The organism is Enterobacter cloacae complex sp. 397G4 (assembly GCF_050031515.1).
GTDB lineage: Bacteria > Pseudomonadota > Gammaproteobacteria > Enterobacterales > Enterobacteriaceae > Enterobacter > Enterobacter hormaechei_C.
On record NZ_JBLGWE010000001.1, the window covers coordinates 3040910 to 3056060 of the forward strand.

16 protein-coding genes and 1 other annotated feature are annotated in these 15151 nt (G+C 56.5%); of the genes, 11 read left to right on the plus strand and 5 right to left on the minus strand.

What is annotated here, in order from left to right; all coding sequences use genetic code 11:
* Window positions 1–57: 57 nt before the first annotated feature.
* Window positions 58–1278, plus strand: coding sequence for an ISL3-like element ISKox3 family transposase (locus ACQG1Y_RS14675; RefSeq protein WP_000343760.1), 1221 nt, complete (start codon window positions 58–60; stop codon window positions 1276–1278).
* Window positions 1279–1403: 125 nt separating this feature from the next.
* Here ACQG1Y_RS14675 and dacD read toward each other — a convergent pair whose 3' ends face one another.
* A complete protein-coding gene (gene dacD, locus ACQG1Y_RS14680) occupies window positions 1404–2576 on the minus strand; it encodes a serine-type D-Ala-D-Ala carboxypeptidase DacD (RefSeq protein ID WP_047740833.1) in 1173 nt (390 codons plus the stop codon).
* Between the two features lie 191 nt (window positions 2577–2767).
* Here dacD and sbcB point away from each other — a divergent pair, with 191 nt between their 5' ends.
* Window positions 2768–4204: an exodeoxyribonuclease I gene (gene sbcB / locus ACQG1Y_RS14685; RefSeq protein ID WP_370532110.1), complete on the plus strand. Its 1437-nt coding sequence runs from the start codon at window positions 2768–2770 to the stop codon at window positions 4202–4204.
* Window positions 4205–4325: 121 nt separating this feature from the next.
* Here sbcB and ACQG1Y_RS14690 read toward each other — a convergent pair whose 3' ends face one another.
* The 4 genes from ACQG1Y_RS14690 to ACQG1Y_RS14705 form a co-directional block, all read right to left on the minus strand.
* A complete protein-coding gene (locus ACQG1Y_RS14690) occupies window positions 4326–5684 on the minus strand; it encodes an APC family permease (protein WP_006811203.1) in 1359 nt (452 codons plus the stop codon).
* The gene (yoeI, locus tag ACQG1Y_RS14695; protein WP_099458931.1) at window positions 5674–5736 is read right to left on the minus strand and encodes a membrane protein YoeI; all 63 of its coding nucleotides are present in this window, start codon (window positions 5734–5736) and stop codon (window positions 5674–5676) included. Before yoeI ends, ACQG1Y_RS14690 begins: the two co-directional genes overlap by 11 nt.
* Before the next feature lie 219 nt (window positions 5737–5955).
* Window positions 5956–6885 (minus strand): LysR substrate-binding domain-containing protein, encoded by a 930-nt coding sequence (locus tag ACQG1Y_RS14700; protein WP_015572401.1) that lies wholly within the window; start codon window positions 6883–6885, stop codon window positions 5956–5958.
* Between the two features lie 41 nt (window positions 6886–6926).
* Window positions 6927–7751, minus strand: coding sequence for an SDR family oxidoreductase (locus ACQG1Y_RS14705; RefSeq protein WP_017383300.1), 825 nt, complete (start codon window positions 7749–7751; stop codon window positions 6927–6929).
* Window positions 7752–7923: 172 nt separating this feature from the next.
* Here ACQG1Y_RS14705 and hisL point away from each other — a divergent pair, with 172 nt between their 5' ends.
* The 9 genes from hisL (at window position 7924) to hisIE (ending at window position 15140) form a co-directional block, all read left to right on the plus strand.
* Window positions 7924–7974, plus strand: a complete 51-nt coding sequence (gene hisL / locus ACQG1Y_RS14710; protein ID WP_099516347.1) for a his operon leader peptide — start codon at window positions 7924–7926, stop codon at window positions 7972–7974.
* Window positions 7950–8073: a sequence feature (His leader region), on the plus strand. It overlaps the preceding gene by 25 nt.
* Before the next feature lie 45 nt (window positions 8074–8118).
* Window positions 8119–9018 carry an ATP phosphoribosyltransferase gene (gene hisG, locus ACQG1Y_RS14715; RefSeq protein WP_003859492.1) on the plus strand — a complete coding sequence of 300 codons (900 nt, stop codon included), beginning with the start codon at window positions 8119–8121 and terminating at the stop codon, window positions 9016–9018.
* A 5-nt stretch (window positions 9019–9023) separates the two neighbouring features.
* Complete coding sequence (gene hisD / locus ACQG1Y_RS14720; protein ID WP_426736782.1) at window positions 9024–10328, plus strand: histidinol dehydrogenase; 1305 nt, start codon at window positions 9024–9026, stop codon at window positions 10326–10328.
* Window positions 10325–11386 (plus strand): histidinol-phosphate transaminase, encoded by a 1062-nt coding sequence (hisC, locus tag ACQG1Y_RS14725; protein ID WP_368740582.1) that lies wholly within the window; start codon window positions 10325–10327, stop codon window positions 11384–11386. The genes hisD and hisC overlap by 4 nt, the downstream gene beginning before the upstream one ends.
* Complete coding sequence (hisB, locus tag ACQG1Y_RS14730; RefSeq protein ID WP_045338343.1) at window positions 11383–12450, plus strand: bifunctional histidinol-phosphatase/imidazoleglycerol-phosphate dehydratase HisB; 1068 nt, start codon at window positions 11383–11385, stop codon at window positions 12448–12450. The genes hisC and hisB overlap by 4 nt, the downstream gene beginning before the upstream one ends.
* Window positions 12450–13040 carry an imidazole glycerol phosphate synthase subunit HisH gene (gene hisH / locus ACQG1Y_RS14735; protein WP_015572396.1) on the plus strand — a complete coding sequence of 197 codons (591 nt, stop codon included), beginning with the start codon at window positions 12450–12452 and terminating at the stop codon, window positions 13038–13040. The genes hisB and hisH overlap by 1 nt, the downstream gene beginning before the upstream one ends.
* Complete coding sequence (gene hisA / locus ACQG1Y_RS14740) at window positions 13040–13777, plus strand: 1-(5-phosphoribosyl)-5-[(5-phosphoribosylamino)methylideneamino]imidazole-4-carboxamide isomerase (RefSeq protein WP_032671716.1); 738 nt, start codon at window positions 13040–13042, stop codon at window positions 13775–13777. Before hisH ends, hisA begins: the two co-directional genes overlap by 1 nt.
* A complete protein-coding gene (gene hisF, locus ACQG1Y_RS14745) occupies window positions 13759–14535 on the plus strand; it encodes an imidazole glycerol phosphate synthase subunit HisF (RefSeq protein WP_003859481.1) in 777 nt (258 codons plus the stop codon). Before hisA ends, hisF begins: the two co-directional genes overlap by 19 nt.
* Window positions 14529–15140: a bifunctional phosphoribosyl-AMP cyclohydrolase/phosphoribosyl-ATP diphosphatase HisIE gene (gene hisIE / locus ACQG1Y_RS14750; protein ID WP_368740583.1), complete on the plus strand. Its 612-nt coding sequence runs from the start codon at window positions 14529–14531 to the stop codon at window positions 15138–15140. Before hisF ends, hisIE begins: the two co-directional genes overlap by 7 nt.
* The last annotated feature ends 11 nt before the right edge of the window (window positions 15141–15151 follow it).

Consider the following 15151-nt stretch of genomic DNA (forward strand, 5'->3'; position numbering starts at 1 on the left):
TTGTTGTGGTGGCTGAAGGCATGATAATGGTGTATTTAATCGCCAGAGGTCACCGCCATGGACGAAAAGTCCCTCTACGCTCATATTCTCAACCTGTCCGATCCGTGGCAGGTAAAGTCCCTTTCTCTCGATGAAAATGCCGGTTCTGTTACTGTCACTATTGAGATCGCTGAAAACACCCGGCTAGCCTGTCCGACCTGCGGTAAATCCTGTTCTGTTCACGATCACCGTCATCGTAAATGGCGCCATCTTGATACCTGCCAGTTCACCACTATTGTTGAAGCCGATGTTCCACGAATTATGTGTCCGGAGCATGGCTGCCTGACGTTGCCTGTTCCGTGGGCTGGCCCCGGAAGCCGGTATACGTTGCTATTCGAATCGTTCGTTCTCTCATGGCTGAAAATCAGCACCGTTGATGCTGTCAGGAAGCAACTTAAGCTCAGTTGGAATGCGGTTGACGGCATTATGACCCGGGCAGTTAAGCGAGGTCTTGCCCGGATAAAAAAGCCATTATCCGCCCGTCATATGAATGTGGATGAGGTCGCCTTTAAAAAAGGACATCGTTACATAACGGTGATCTCCGATCGCGATGGTCGGGCGCTGGCCTTAACGGATGATCGCGGCACAGAGAGTCTTGCCGGCTATCTTCGCACGCTCACTGATGGGCAGTTGCTGGCTATCAAAACGCTCTCAATGGACATGAACGCGGGCTATATAAGAGCAGCGCGTATCCACTTACCCAGTGCGGTTGAGAAAATCGCCTTTGACCGCTTCCATGTGGCGAAGCAACTGGGCGAGGTAGTTGATAAAACCCGTCAGAATGAACATCCGCACCTCCCTGTTGAAAGCCGACACCAGGCAAAAGGAACCCGCTTCCTGTGGCAGTACAGCGATAAGTGGATGACCGAATCCCGGCAGGAAAAGCTGATGTGGCTGCGTGCACAGATGAAGCTGACGAGCCAGTGCTGGGCGCTGAAAGAGCTGGCAAAGGATATCTGGAACAGGCCATGGAGCGAGGAAAGACGGAGTGACTGGCAGAGATGGTTGGCGCTGGCGGCTAACAGTGACGTTCCCATGATGAAAAATGCCGCGAAAACGATAGGAAAAAGGCTGTACGGGATCCTGAATGCGATGCGACACAGTGTCTCAAACGGAAATGCGGAGGCACTTAACAGCAAGATCAGGCTGCTGAGGATAAAAGCCAGGGGATACCGAAACCGGGAGCGCTTTAAACTGGGGGTGATGTTCCACTACGGAAAGCTGAATATGGCGTTCTGAGCCTTCCCACCATGATCGGGGAAGACCCATATATATACACTGTAAAGCAGAATCGAGATTATCGGCAAACCAGGAGTGTTTATTATGTGAGCAGACTCGCAACACTGCCAGTCTGCCCAAAAAGGTCAGAGTTTATGATGCAGATAATCGCCGAGGCGGGAGAAAAGGCCGCCCTTTTCAACGCTTTCCAGCGTAACCAATGGCCAGTGCGCTACCACCTTGTCACGATCGTACAGCTGGATCTCCCCTACCCGCTGATGCGCGGCGATCGGCGCTTCCAGCTCTTTTTTATCCATCACGTATTTCGCCTTGATGTTCGGCACTTCCGATTTGGGTAATGCCAGCCAGAAGTCCTGATCCGTGCCCAGCGCGATCTGCTCTTTATCGCCGTACCAGATGCGCTCGGTTCCCACTTTTTTACCGTTATGCAGGATCTGCACCGTATCAAAATTTTGCTGTCCCCAGTGCAGCAGCTTGCGCGCCTGATCTTCACGTCCTTTCGGGCTGTCAGCCCCCATCACCACCGCAATCAGTCGACGCTGACCGTCCACCGCGGAGGCAATCAGGTTAAAGCCCGCGCCCGAGGTGTGACCCGTTTTCAGGCCATCCACGTTCATGGTCTTATCCCACAGCAGGCCGTTGCGGTTCTGCTGGGTGATGCCGTTCCAGGTCAGGCTCTTTTCGCTGTACATGTGATAGAACTCAGGCTCGCCGTGAATGATGGCCCGGGAAAGCACGGCGAGATCGTAAGCGGAGCTGTGCTGGCCCGGTGCATCCAGCCCGTGTACGGTTTCGAAGTGGGTATCGCGCAGGTTCAGCTTTTCAACGTAGTCATTCATCATCCTGACGAACTGCGGCTGACCGCCCGCGACGTGATCCGCCAGCGCCACGCAGGCGTCATTGCCGGAATCAACAATCAGGCCGCGGCTGAGATCGCGCACGGAAACCCGATCGCCCTCCTTCAGAAACATCAGCGACGAACCGTCAAAGACCGGATTGCCTTTTGCCCAGGCGTCACGTCCGACCGTCACAATGTCATCGGGGCTGATGCGGTGGCTATCAATAGCACGATCGACAACGTACCCCGTCATCAGTTTGGTCAGGCTCGCCGGATTACGCTGCTGATGTTCGTTGCCCGCCGTTAAGATTTGACCCGTGGTGTAATCCATCAATACCCAGGAGCCAGCCTGGATGGCAGGCGGCTGAGGTGAAAAATCCAGCGGCTCGGCAGCCAGCGCGGATGAAATACTCGAAGCGAGTAAAGAAACAGCAATAAACAGACGGCGTTTCAACGGTATATCCTCAGGTCAGTAAAAATCGATGACCTTTTTACGGGAGTTCTGATGTCGTTACCTGCCTTAATTGCAAAAAAATGTGACAGCACGCAGATTTTTTCGGAACAAATCTCGCACATTTCTTGCCTGACGGTGCTTTTTATTCGGACTGCTCACCCCAATCGTTTACCATAGAGACGTCAATTTTTAACAGGATGAGATTACTGGTGTCTGACTCTGCCGCGCGCCCGACTTTTTTGTTCCACGATTACGAAACCTTTGGCACCCATCCGGCGCTGGACCGACCGGCGCAGTTTGCGGCTATCCGTACCGATGACGAATTTAACGTCATCGGCGAACCCGAGGTGTTTTACTGTAAGCCCGCCGATGACTATCTGCCGCAGCCGGGCGCGGTAATGGTGACGGGCATCACGCCTCAGGAAGCGCGGGATAAAGGCGTTAGCGAAGCAGAATTTGCCCGTCGCATCCACGACCTGTTCACGGTGCCCAATACCTGCGTGGTGGGTTACAACAACATCCGTTTTGACGATGAAGTGACGCGCAATATCTTCTATCGCAACTTCTACGATCCGTATGCCTGGAGCTGGCAGAACCGTAATTCACGCTGGGATTTGCTGGATATCATGCGCGCCTGCTATGCGCTGCGCCCGGAGGGGATTAACTGGCCGGAGAACGACGACGGCTTGCCGAGCTTCAGGCTCGAGCACCTGACGCGGGCCAACGGCATTGAGCACAGCAACGCCCACGACGCGATGGCAGACGTTTACGCGACAATCGCTATGGCGAAACTTGTAAAAACCGCGCAGCCGCGCCTGTTTGAGTATCTGTTGAGCCATCGCAGCAAGCAAAAGCTGATGACGCTAATTGACGTGCCGCAGATGAAACCGCTGGTGCATATTTCAGGGATGTTCGGTGCGTGGCGCGGGAATACAAGCTGGGTGGCGCCGCTTGCCTGGCATCCGGACAACCGTAACGCCGTCATCATGGTGGATCTCGCCGGAGATATCTCCCCGCTGCTTGAGCTCGACAGCGACACCTTACGTGAACGGCTCTATACGCCGAAAGAGGCGCTGGGTGACCTGCCAGCCATACCGGTAAAACTGGTGCACATCAATAAGTGCCCGGTGCTGGCGCAGGCCAACACGCTGCGCCCGGAAGACGCCGATCGGCTGGGGATTAACCGTCAGCACTGCCTCGATAACCTGAAAGTGCTGCGCGACAACCCGCATGTGCGCGAGAAAGTCGTCGCCATTTTTGCCGAAGCAGAGCCGTTCGTGCCGTCTGAGAATGTGGATGCGCAGCTTTATAACGGCTTCTTCAGCGACGCCGATCGCGCGGCGATGAATATCGTGCTGCAAACCGACCCGCGTAACCTGCCCGCGCTGGATATCACCTTCGCAGATAAGCGCATTGAGAAGCTGATGTTTAATTATCGCGCGCGCAACTATCCCGGCACGCTGGATGAAGCAGAGCAGGAACGCTGGTTACAGCATCGGCGCAACGTGTTTACGCCGGAGTTTCTTAATAGCTACGCCCAGGAGCTGGAGATGCTTTACGGTCAGTATGAAGGGAATGCTGAGAAGCAGGCGCTGCTGAAAGCGCTGTTCCAGTATGCGCAAGAGATTGTCTGAATAGCGGGTACAAAAAAGCCGGAGGCGATGTCTCCGGCTTTTTTTTGCCGGGTGGCGCTAACGCTTACCCGGCCTACGAAACTGTAGGTCGGGTTGAGCATAGCCGTCACCCGACACAGTCTTACGCGACGTCTTCGTACTGAGGAACCGGGTTGCGGAAGCTTCTGGTCACGCAAGCCAGGTAAATCAGACCGATTGCACCCCAGATCAGACCCAGAACCATTGAGCTCTCTTCCAGGTTGATCCACAGGGCGCCCACCGTCAGGGCACCACACACTGGCAGCACCAGATAGTTGATGTGGTCCTTCAGCGTCTTGTTGCGCTTCTCACGGATCCAGAACTGCGAAATCACGGAGAGGTTAACGAAGGTGAACGCCACCAGCGCACCAAAGTTAATCAGCGCCGTGGCCGTTACCAGGTCGAATTTAATCGCCAGTAGGGCAATAGCGCCCACCAGCAGCACGTTCCACGCCGGGGTACGCCATTTAGGATGCACGTAACCGAAGAAGCGGGTTGGGAACACACCGTCACGGCCCATCACGTACATCAGACGAGAAACGCCCGCGTGCGCAGCCATACCGGAAGCCAGTACGGTGACGCTGGAGAAGATCAGCACGCCCCACTGGAAGGTTTTACCCGCCACGTACAGCATAATTTCAGGCTGTGATGCATCCGGATCTTTAAAGCGAGAGATATCCGGGAAGTACAGCTGTAAGAAGTAAGACGCACCAATGAAGATCAGGCCGCCAATCAGCGCGGTCAGGAAAATCGCTTTCGGGATCACGCGCTCAGCGTCTTTGGTCTCTTCAGACAGAGAAGAGATACCGTCGAAGCCCAGGAACGAGAAGCACAGGATAGTCGCACCGGTGATCATCGGCACTACGTGCGCGCCTTCAGACCAGAACGGACGGGTGCTGGTCAGCGTACCTGCGCCTTCCCCGTGGGAAACGCCGTAGATGATCAGCCCAACGATAACCGCAACAATCCCCATCTGAAGGATCACAATCAGGGTGTTGAAGTTAGCCACGGTCTTGATGCTGCGCAGGTTAGAGATGGTCATAAAGGCCACCAGCGCCACAACGAAGATCCACGACGGCACGGAAGGCACCAGCGCTTCGAAGTAAATTTTTGCCAGCAGAATGTTGATCATCGGCATGAACAGGTAGTCCAGCAGTGATGACCAGCCCACCATAAAGCCAACCGCCGGGCTAATGGATTTCTGAGCATAGGTGTACGCAGAGCCTGCGGACGGGAAACGGCGAACCAGTTTACCGTAGCTCAGCGCTGTAAAGAGGATGGCGACCAGCGCAAAGGCGTACGCCGTTGCAACGTGACCGTCAGTAAGGCCTGATACGATACCGAATGTATCGAACAGCGTCATCGGTTGCATATAGGCAAGGCCCATCATAACAACCGGAATCAACGTAAGCGTTTTACGTAATTCCACGCGAGAGGTGTTTGGAGTTGCGTTATGCGACATAGTTATTCTCCTTTACGGTGATAACCGCCACGTAAGCGAAAAATTGCCCCATTTCTTTCTTCCTCAGCGACAACAACTGTCGGATTTTAGTAAATATCTATCCGGTACGAAGCCCGGCCTCTTGGTTTTTAGTTTCGTTTCGTACATGCAAAAAAAAATAACCGACGCCTTTTATATCGTCGATTATTCATTTGTTTGCAGCGGCGGCATTTTGCCCTATTCCAGATACAAAAGGCAATACATTGAGAAACCTGCCCATAAATTAATTTTACTAACTGATTGATTTCCCATCATCTGCCTGAGCGTAAACTGTGGCGATAGCACTATTTGCTAAAATTTCGTCTCGCCACCAGGCGCTGGCAAGCCCGGCGGTCTGTTCATTCCAGCCTACCCATACCGATTCGTTACTGCTTTGCGCTAAAACCTGTTTTTCCACCAGCGCTCCGCTGTCAATAAACCGCTGCGCTAAATAACGGGGAAGGTAACCGCACCCCAGGCCGCTTATTTGCAGCTCCAGCTTGGTTTTAAAATCAAAAACGGTGATGGCCTCCTGCTCATCCAGCAGCTGCGATGAAATGCCGCATTCGGGGCGAGAACTGTCTCCAACCACAATGGCGCGATAGTTTTTAATGACGCGTCGGGTAACAGGCTCCGGTTCATTCGCCAGCGGGTGATGAGGCGCAACGGCAAAAACCTGCTCCAGAACGCCGAGCCGCGCAAAACCAAATTCGCTCAACTGGGGAGGCTCATGCAGCGCGCCAACGATGATATCCGCCCTGCCCTGCGTCAGGGCCTCCCAGGAACCACCCAGCACGCCATTGATAAAAACCAGCCGGGTGACGCTGTGGCGCTGATAGAACGCCTCAATAAGCGGGGTAAGCAGGGAGAAAGGGAATGTATCATCAACCCCAATCACCAGTTCATTTTCCCAGCCCTGGTGAAGTTTGACGGCCTGTTTTTCCAGCTCGCGAACCGTATGCAGCACGTCACGCCCTTTTTCCAGCAGCATCTGCCCTGTACGGGTGAAACGCGCGCGATGCCCGGTGCGGTCAAGGATTTGGATATTAAGATCGCTCTCGAGCTTTTGCACGGTGTAGCTCAGAGCCGAAGGGGTTTTATAGAGCTTCGCCGAGGCGGCGGCAAAGCTCCCCTCTTTTTCCAGCGCATCCAGAATAACAAGAACATCCAGCAGCGGTTTCATCTTCGCCCCCTTGCGGTGTGCGATTGTCTCCGCCGGCGCAATTATTCCATGGGCATAACCAGCGGATCGGGATACTGATATTCAAATCCCAGTTCATGGCAAATACGATTGCCATCAATAATTTTGCCTTTGCGTTCCCCCTGCGCCTCACTGAATACCGGCGGCGCCAGACCCAGCTGGCGCGCCATCAGCGGATAAAAGGTACTGCGCGGCGGATGCGAAGGCGCACATATATTATAGATGTGCCCCCCTTTCGGAGCCTGCAAAAGCAGTTCGATTGCACCGATAACATCCTCAAGATGCACAAGATTCACCCCGTGCTGGCCATCCGGCGCAGATTTACCGGCAAAGAAGCGCCCCGGATGACGGCCCGGCCCCACCAGCCCGGCCAGGCGTAAGATATCCACCTGCGTGCCAGGCAAATTGTGCAGCCAGTCTTCCAGTTCTTTCAGCACCCGGCCGCTGGCGGTCACCGGACGGCGCTCGGTGTTTTCTTTCGCCGTACCGTCGATATCGCCATAGACGGAGGTGGAGCTGGTGAAAATGATACGCGGGATATGGTGCGCCAGGGCGCTGTCGACGATCTCCTGCACCGCCTGCAAGTAAAAAGACTCACCCGGGCCGCTGCGCCGCGCCGGTAAGGTAATGACCAGCGCGTCCACATTCATCAATTCATCCAGCTCGTCGGTATCGCAGATAAGCTCGGGTTCGAGACGCAGCTCAACACCATCAATGCCGCACATGCGTGCCGCTTCAACCCCATCCCGGGTGGTCTTACTCCCTGTCACCTGCCAGCCTTTCGCGGCTAATGACATCGCCAGTGGCATTCCTAACCATCCTAACCCGACAATCGCGACCTTTTTCATTACATTCTCCGCTTAACGATGCCTGTTATAAGGCTACGCCAGCCTGGTGGAACGCACAATTCATACCATCAATATGAAATGAATTAATGATCAAAAAAAGCCCTTGCTTTATGGCGTACAACTGGTTTAGGTTAAAAGACATCAAATGCATAAGCATTCAACGAGAATTTATATGACACGCGTTCCTTTTAAAAACCACCATCATCACCATCATCCTGACTAGTCTTTCAGGCGATGTGTGCTGGAAGACGTTTGGATCTTCCAGTGGTGCATGAACGCATGAAAAAGCCCCCGGAAGATCTTCTTCCGGGGGCTTTTTTTTGGACCGCATTCAGACAGGTTAAAACAGGTTAACGAGGAACACAGAATGTTAGATAACTCACGTTTACGCATAGCTATTCAAAAATCAGGCCGTTTAAGCGACGATTCACGCGAACTGCTGGCCCGCTGCGGGATTAAAATCAACCTGCACACCCAGCGCCTGATCGCCCTGGCTGAAAATATGCCGATCGACATTCTGCGCGTACGTGATGACGATATCCCGGGCCTGGTGATGGATGGCGTCGTTGATCTCGGCATCATCGGCGAAAACGTACTGGAAGAAGAGTTATTAACCCGCCGCGCGCAGGGCGAAGATCCGCGCTACTTTACCCTGCGTCGTCTGGACTTTGGCGGCTGCCGCCTGTCGCTGGCTACGCCGGTCGATGAAGCCTGGGACGGCCCGGCCGCGCTGAACGGCAAACGTATCGCCACCTCTTACCCTCACCTGCTGAAGCGTTACCTCGATCAAAAAGGCGTGCAGTTTAAATCCTGTCTGCTGAACGGCTCCGTTGAAGTGGCGCCGCGTGCGGGCCTTGCCGATGCCATCTGTGACCTCGTCTCCACCGGCGCCACGCTCGAAGCGAACGGCCTGCGCGAAGTGGAGGTGATCTACCGCTCCAAAGCCTGCCTGATTCAGCGCGACGGCGAGATGGCCGACGCCAAACAGCAGCTCATCGACAAGCTGCTGACCCGCATTCAGGGCGTGATTCAGGCGCGTGAATCCAAATACATCATGATGCATGCGCCGACCGAGCGCCTGGAGGAAGTGATTGCCCTGCTGCCGGGCGCTGAGCGCCCAACCATTCTGCCGCTGGCGGGCGACCAGCAGCGCGTGGCGATGCACATGGTGAGCAGCGAAACCCTGTTCTGGGAAACCATGGAAAAACTGAAGGCGCTGGGCGCAAGCTCCATTCTGGTGCTGCCAATTGAGAAGATGATGGAGTAACGACCATGAGCTTTAACACAATCATCGACTGGAATACCTGTAGCGACGCGCAACAGCGCGAGCTGCTGATGCGCCCGGCAATTTCCGCCTCGGAGAGCATCACCCGCACCGTGGCGGAGATCCTCGATAACGTCAAAGCCCGCGGGGAGGATGCGCTGCGCGAGTACAGCGCGAAGTTTGATAAAACTGAGGTCGACGCGTTACAGGTTACCGAGCAGGAAATCATTGATGCCAGCAATCGTCTGGGTGATGACATCAAACAGGCGATGGCCGTCGCGGTGAAAAATATTGATACCTTCCACACCGCGCAGAAATTGCAGGCGGTGGATGTGGAAACCCTGCCCGGCGTACGCTGCCAGCAGGTGACACGCCCGGTGGCGTCCGTCGGCCTCTATATTCCCGGCGGCTCTGCCCCGCTGTTTTCGACCGTCCTGATGCTGGCCACCCCGGCACGTATTGCCGGTTGTCAGAAGGTGGTGCTCTGCTCTCCTCCACCGATCGCCGATGAGATCCTGTACGCGGCGAAGCTGTGCGGCGTGCAGGCGATCTATAAAGTGGGCGGTGCGCAGGCGATTTCTGCCCTGGCGTTCGGAACAGTATCCATTCCTAAGGTCGACAAAATCTTTGGCCCGGGCAATGCCTACGTGACCGAAGCGAAGCGTCAGGTCAGCCAGCGTCTGGACGGCGCGGCGATTGATATGCCTGCCGGTCCGTCTGAAGTGCTGGTGATTGCCGACAGCGGCGCTACACCGGATTTCGTGGCCTCTGACCTGCTCTCGCAGGCCGAGCACGGCCCTGACTCGCAGGTGATTTTACTGACGCCAGATGCCGACATGGCAAAACGCGTGGGCGACGCCGTTGAGCGTCAGTTGGCTGACCTGCCGCGGGCGGAAACGGCGCGTCAGGCGCTATCCGCCAGCCGCCTGATTGTGGCCCGCGATCTTGACCAGTGCATCGCCATCTCCAACCAGTACGGTCCTGAGCACCTGATTATTCAGACCCGCAACGCGCGCGATCTGGTCGACAGCATAACCAGCGCAGGCTCGGTGTTCCTCGGCGACTGGTCACCGGAATCCGCCGGGGATTACGCCTCCGGCACCAACCACGTGCTGCCGACGTATGGCTATACCTCAACCTGCTCCAGCCTGGGGCTGGCGGATTTCCAGAAGCGCATGACCGTGCAGGAACTCTCCCGCGAGGGATTTGCCTCGCTGGCGTCGACCATTGAAACCCTGGCCGCCGCCGAGCGCCTGACTGCCCACAAAAATGCCGTGACGCTGCGCGTTGCCGCCCTGAAGGAGCAAGCATGAACATCGAAGAATTAGCCCGCGAAAATGTCCGTCGCCTGACGCCCTATCAGTCTGCGCGTCGTCTGGGCGGGAACGGCGACGTCTGGCTGAATGCCAATGAATTTCCCACGGCGGTGGCCTTTGAGCTTTCGCAGCAGACGCTGAACCGCTACCCGGAGTGTCAGCCGAAAGCGGTGATCGAGAACTATGCGCAGTATGCAGGCGTGAAGCCTGAGCAGGTGCTGGTCAGCCGTGGGGCTGATGAAGGGATTGAGCTGCTGATCCGCGCCTTCTGTGAGCCGGGTAAAGACGCGGTGATGTACTGCCAGCCCACCTACGGGATGTACAGCGTCAGCGCCGAAACCTTTGGCGTGGCCTGCCGCAACGTGCAGGCGCTCGACAACTGGCAGCTGGATTTGCAGGGCATCGCCGATAACCTCGACGGCGTGAAGGTGGTGTTTGTCTGTAGCCCGAACAACCCCACCGGGCAGATTATTCATCCGCAGGATATCCGCACCCTGCTGGAGATGACGCGCGGCAAGGCGCTGGTCGTCGCTGATGAAGCCTACATTGAGTTCTGCCCGCAGGCGACGCTGACAGGCTGGCTTGAAGAGTATCCGCATCTCGTTGTGCTGCGTACCCTTTCCAAAGCCTTCGCCCTCGCCGGCCTTCGCTGTGGATTTACGCTGGCGAATAAAGCGGTTATCGACCTGCTGCTGAAAGTGATTGCCCCGTATCCGCTCTCAACGCCGGTTGCCGATATTGCGGCACAGGCGCTGGCCCCGCAGGGCATCAGCGCGATGCGCGAGCGTGTGGCGCAGATCCTGGAAGAGCGTCAGTATCTTGTTGATGCCCTTAAAACGATTCCGTGCGTGGAGCAGGTGTTCGACTCGGAAACCAACTACATCCTGGTGCGCTTCACCGCCTCAAGCGCGATATTTAAATCGTTGTGGGATCAGGGCATTATCTTACGAGACCAGAATAAACAACCTACCCTGAGCGGCTGCCTGCGTATTACCGTCGGCACCCGTGCAGAGAGCCAGCGCGTGATTGACGCCCTGAAAGCGGAGAAAGTATGAGTCAGAAGTATCTCTTTATCGATCGTGACGGCACCATCATCTCGGAGCCACCCAGCGATTTTCAGGTCGATCGTTTCGACAAGCTGGCCTTTGAACCCGATGTGATCCCGGTGCTGCTGAAGCTTCAGAAAGCAGGCTATAAGCTGGTGATGATCACCAACCAGGACGGTCTGGGCACCGACAGCTTCCCGCAGGGAGACTTTGACGGCCCGCACAACCTGATGATGCAGGTGCTGACCTCGCAGGGCATCGCCTTCGACGAAGTGCTGATCTGCCCGCATATGCCTGCCGACGAGTGCGACTGCCGCAAGCCAAAAGTGAAGCTTGTTGAACGTTATCTGGCGGAAGAGGCGCTGGATAAAGCCAACAGCTATGTGATCGGCGATCGCGTCACGGATATCACGCTGGCGGACAACATGGGCATTGCGGGCCTGCGCTATAACCGCGACACGCTAAACTGGGCGATGATTGGCGAGCAGCTCACCCGACGCGACCGCTATTCCCACGTTGAACGCAACACCAAAGAGACGCAGATCGACGTGAAGGTCTGGCTGGACCGCGAAGGCGGCAGCAAGATCCACACCGGCGTCGGTTTCTTTGACCACATGCTGGATCAAATCGCCACGCACGGCGGCTTCCGCATGGAAATCGCGGTGAAGGGCGACCTGTATATCGACGATCACCACACCGTGGAAGATACCGGCCTGGCGCTGGGCGAAGCCCTGAAGCTGGCGCTCGGCGACAAGCGCGGCATCAACCGCTTCGGCTTTGTTCTGCCGATGGACGAGTGCCTGGCGCGCTGCGCGATGGATATCTCCGGGCGTCCGCACCTGGAATACAAAGCCGACTTTACCTACCAGCGCGTGGGCGATCTCAGCACCGAGATGGTGGAACACTTCTTCCGCTCGCTCTCTTACACCATGGGCCTGACGCTGCACCTGAAAACCAAAGGCAAAAACGATCACCACCGCGTCGAGAGCCTGTTCAAAGCCTTTGGCCGTACCCTGCGCCAGGCGATCCGCGTGGAAGGTGACGCCCTGCCCTCGTCGAAAGGAGTGCTGTAATGAACGTGGTGATTCTGGATACCGGATGCGCCAATCTGAACTCCGTACAGTCGGCGATTATGCGCCACGGCTACGAGCCGGTGGTGAGCCGCGACCCTGACGTGGTGCTGCGTGCGGATAAACTCTTTCTGCCGGGCGTTGGCACCGCCCAGGCGGCGATGGATCAGATCCATGAGCGCGAGCTGGTGGATCTCATCAAAGCCTGTACTCAGCCGGTGCTGGGCATTTGCCTCGGCATGCAGCTGCTTGGCCGCCGCAGTGAAGAGAGCAACGGCGTTGATCTGCTGGGCATTATTGAAGAAGACGTGCCGAAAATGACCGACCACGGCCTGCCGCTGCCGCACATGGGCTGGAACCGCGTTTATCCGAAGGCGGGCAACAGGCTGTTCCAGGGTATTGAAGACGGCGCGTACTTCTATTTTGTTCACAGCTACGCCATGCCCGTGAATGCCTACACCATCGCCCAGTGCAATTACGGCGAGGCGTTCACCGCCGCCGTGCAGAAAGATAACTTTTACGGCGTGCAGTTTCACCCGGAACGCTCCGGCGCCGCCGGCGCGCAACTGCTGAAAAATTTCCTGGAGATGTGATGATAATTCCCGCTTTAGATTTAATTGACGGCACGGTTGTTCGTCTCCACCAGGGCGATTACGGGCAGCAGCGCGACTACGGTAACGACCCGCTGCCGCGGTTACAGGCTTACGCCACCGAGGGCGCTGAGGTGTTGCACCTGGTCGATCTGACCGGCGCGAAAGATCCGGCCAAACGCCAGATCCCACTGCTTAAAACACTGGTGGCTGGCGTGGACGTCCCGGTGCAGGTGGGCGGCGGCGTGCGTACGGAAGCCGATGTTGCCGCCTTACTGGACGCGGGCGTGGCGCGCGTGGTAGTCGGTTCGACCGCTGTGAAAGATCCTGACAGTGTCAAGGGCTGGTTCCGCCGCTTCGGTGCGGATGCGCTGGTGCTGGCGCTGGATGTGCGCATTGATGCGCAGGGTAACAAGCAGGTCGCGGTCAGCGGCTGGCAGGAAAACTCCGGCGTAACGCTGGAAGAGCTGGTCGGGATGTATCTCCCGGTAGGGCTGAAGCATGTGCTGTGCACGGATATTTCACGCGATGGTACGCTCGCAGGCTCTAACGTCTCGCTGTATGAAGAGGTTTGCGCGCGTTATCCGCAGGTGGCGTTTCAGTCCTCTGGCGGTATCGGCGACCTGGCGGATATCGCCGCGCTGCGCGGAACCGGTGTACGTGGCGTGATCGTGGGTCGCGCGCTGCTGGAAGGCAAATTTACGGTGAAGGAGGCGATTCAATGCTGGCAAAACGGATAATTCCCTGCCTGGACGTGCGTGATGGTCAGGTTGTAAAAGGCGTGCAGTTCCGCAACCACGAGATCATTGGCGACATCGTTCCCCTGGCAAAACGTTATGCCGAAGAAGGCGCAGACGAACTGGTATTTTACGATATCACCGCCTCCAGCGATGGCCGCGTGGTGGACAAAAGCTGGGTGGCGCGCGTGGCAGAGGTGATTGATATTCCCTTCTGCGTGGCGGGCGGGATTAAATCTGCTGACGATGCGGCGAAAATTCTCTCTTTCGGTGCGGACAAAATTTCGATTAACTCCCCTGCGCTTGCAGATCCGGAGCTGATTACGCGTCTGGCGGACCGCTTTGGCGTGCAGTGCATTGTCGTGGGGATCGACACCTGGTTTGATACCGCGACGGGCAAATATCACGTTAACCAGTACACCGGCGATGAAAGCCGCACGCGCGTCACCCAATGGGAGACGCTGGACTGGGTGCAGGAAGTACAAAAACGCGGCGCGGGTGAGATCGTGCTGAACATGATGAACCAGGACGGCGTACGCAACGGTTACGACCTCGAGCAGCTGAAAAAAGTGCGCGCGGTCTGCCAGGTTCCGCTGATTGCCTCCGGCGGCGCAGGCACCATGGAACACTTCCTTGAAGCCTTCCGCGATGCGAACGTAGACGGCGCGCTGGCCGCTTCCGTGTTCCACAAACAGATTATCAATATTGGTGAGTTAAAAACGTACCTGGCCGACCAGGGCGTGGAGATCAGGGTATGTTAACAGAGCAACAACAGGCGCAGCTGGACTGGGAAAAAACTGACGGATTACTGCCGGTGGTTGTACAGCATGCCGTTTCAGGCGAAGTGCTGATGCTGGGATACATGAACCAGGAGGCACTGGTAAAAACGATCGACAGCGGCAAGGTGACGTTTTTCTCGCGCACCAAACAGCGCCTGTGGACGAAAGGGGAAACCTCGGGTCATTTCCTGAATGTGGTCAGCATTACGCCAGACTGCGACAACGACACCCTGCTGGTGCTGGTCAACCCGATTGGGCCGACCTGCCACAAAGGCACCAGCAGTTGCTTCGGCGAGGCGAGCCACCAGTGGCTGTTCCTCTATCAGCTGGAACAGCTGCTGGCAGAGCGTAAATCAGCGGATCCCGAGAGCTCGTACACGGCGAAGCTGTACGCCAGCGGCACCAAGCGTATTGCGCAGAAGGTGGGTGAGGAAGGCGTTGAAACGGCGCTGGCGGCCACTGTGCATGACCGTGAGGAGCTGACGAACGAAGCGTCGGATTTGATGTATCACCTGCTGGTGCTGCTTCAGGATCAGGAGCTGGATTTAACGACGGTGATTGAGAATTTGCGGAAACGACATAAATAAAAAAAGACCGG